This window comes from Gordonia sp. NPDC003585, from assembly GCF_040610755.1.
Taxonomy (GTDB): domain Bacteria; phylum Actinomycetota; class Actinomycetes; order Mycobacteriales; family Mycobacteriaceae; genus Gordonia.
The window spans coordinates 1-2401 of the sequence record NZ_JBEXMX010000184.1 but is presented as its reverse complement, the minus strand read 5'-3'; the positions used below and the strand labels follow the sequence as shown (position 1 = coordinate 2401).

Sequence of the window (2401 nt, the reverse complement as noted above, 5' to 3'; positions counted from 1 at the left end):
TGACGGCGCTCATCGAAATTCCCCAGTGATGCTCATCTGAATTCCCCACCCCGTGTGGCTCCGCCGGAGAGGGCGGGCCTCCCGAGATGCTGGTGGTCTCTGACCACGCACCAGCTCAAGGGAGGCCCGCTTTCTCATGTTGACATGGGAGGACGATGTGGAAGTACACGCACTACGAAAACGGGGATGGTCGATCTCGGCGATCGCCCGTCATACCGGCCGGGACCGCAAGACGATCCGGGCCTACCTGAATGGGGACCGGGCGCCGGGGCAACGCAAGAAGCCGGGCGAGGATCCGTTCGATCGGTTCGTCGCCTACGTGAGCGCACGCTTGGCTGAGGATCCACATTTGTGGGCACGTACTTTGTGTGACGAACTAGAAGGGCTGGGGTACGCCCAGTCCTATCAGACCCTGACTCGTCAGATCCGGGCACGGAATCTGCGGCCGACGTGTGAGCAGTGCGCCACGTCAACTCATCGGCCGAACGCGGTGATCGAACACCCGCCTGGTGAAGAGACGCAATGGGATTGGCTGGAATTGCCGAATCCGCCGGCGTCGTGGGGGTGGGGGTCGACGGCGTATCTGTTCGTCGGTGCACTCGCTCATTCCGGGCGGTGGCGCGGCTATCTGGCCCCAAACATGACCCGGCCACATGTGATCGCCGGGCTCGACCGCATCACCCGCAGGCTCGGCGGGGTGAGCAAGGTGTGGCGGTTCGACCGGATGGCCACGGTCTGCCACCCATCCAGCGGTACGTTGACTGTCGAGTTCGCCGGTGTGGCCAAGCATTACGGAGTGTCGGTGGCGATCTGCCCACCGCGTCGCGGTAACCGCAAGGGTGTGGTCGAGTCCTCGAATCGTATTGCAGCGCAACGTTGGTGGCGCACGGTGCCGGACGAGATCACCGTCGAGGACGCTCAGGCCAGTCTCGACAAGTTCTGCCGCACCCGTTCCGATGTACGGATGCGTCGCACCCGTGATGGCCGCTACAACGTCGCTACCGTCGCCAAACGCGAACCCCTGTCCCCGCCACCAGCGGCGCCGTTTCCGGCGGTTGTGGCCGAAACCAGGACTGTTTCTCGACAGGCCATGGTGGCCTGGCGTGGCAACGAGTACTCGGTGCCACCCGAGTTGGCGATGGGCGAGGTGAGCGTGACCGAACTGCTCGGTGATGGCCACATCGATATCGCCACCACCTCCGGGATCGTGATCGCGCGGCATCGCCTGGCCGCACCCGGCACTGGTGCCCAGATCCGTGACCACGGCCACGTCGTCGCGCTCGATCGGGCGGCGATGGCCTCGGCGGCGACCGGCGGGCGACCGCATCGCCGCAAGGAACGCATCCCGCCCGGCGAACACGCCCGAAAAGCCGCAGACATGCTGCGCTACAACACAACCAACACCACCGACTCAAACACTGAGGCGCCGGTGATCGACATGAGCGTCTATGAACGCGCCGCACAGAACAGGACCCACCTCCCATGACCACCAACACCAACAGGGCCGTACTGGACTCGCCGAATAGTGGTGCACCTCAATCACAATCAGCGATCTCGGTCTATCAACAACTGCGCGGGCATCTCGCCGTCCTCAAACTCGACGCCGCGGCCGAAGCCCTGCCACAGGTTCTCCAGACCGCCGGTGAGCAGGAGTGGTCGATGACCCACACGCTCGAACATCTCCTCTCCATCGAGGTCGATGCCACCGAAGCCCGCCGACTGGCCGGGCGGCTGCGGTTTGCCTGCCTGCCCACCCCGGCCACCCTGGACGGATTCGACTACGACGCCGCGCCCGGCGTGGACCGGGCGTTGATCCGGGAACTCGGCACGTGCGCCTTCCTGGAATCGGCCACCAACGTGCTGCTCATCGGTCCACCCGGCACCGGCAAGACGCATCTGGCGGTCGGGTTGGCACATGCTGCGGTACACGCCGGCTATCGCACCTATGTCACCACCGCCGCCGACCTGGCCGCGCGCTGTCACAAAGCCGCTATCGAGGGCCGGTGGGCCACCTGCATGCGATTCTTCGCCGGGCCGACCCTGCTCGTCATCGACGAGTTGGGGTATCTACCGCTACCGGCAGAAGCCGCATCAGCATTGTTTCAGGTTGTGGCACAACGCTATCTGAAAACCAGCATCGTGATCACCACCAACAGATCTGTCGCCGAGTGGGGTGAGGTCCTCGGTGACACCACCGTCGCCGCGGCCATGCTCGACCGCCTGCTCCACCGCTCAGTCGTACTCAAACTCGACGGCGACTCCTACCGGCTCCGTGACCACCACGCCCGCACCCAAAACCAGCGCACCGCCACCGCGCCAACCCGAAGGTCGCTACAGTAGGAGCGCCCACAGGTGGGGAATTTCAATGAGCACACCTGGGGAACTTCCTTGAGCCTCGTCA

Annotated in this window: 2 protein-coding genes; both read left to right on the top strand. The window is 64.7% G+C overall.

The window, feature by feature from the left end; translation table 11 throughout:
• Nucleotides 1-136 precede the first annotated feature (136 nt).
• Nucleotides 137-1486, top strand: a complete 1350-nt coding sequence (locus tag ABZW74_RS24450; RefSeq protein WP_355280096.1) for an IS21 family transposase — start codon at nucleotides 137-139, stop codon at nucleotides 1484-1486.
• Nucleotides 1483-2340, top strand: a complete 858-nt coding sequence (gene istB / locus ABZW74_RS24445) for an IS21-like element helper ATPase IstB (RefSeq protein ID WP_355280094.1) — start codon at nucleotides 1483-1485, stop codon at nucleotides 2338-2340. The genes ABZW74_RS24450 and istB overlap by 4 nt, the downstream gene beginning before the upstream one ends.
• Nucleotides 2341-2401: the final 61 nt, after the last annotated feature.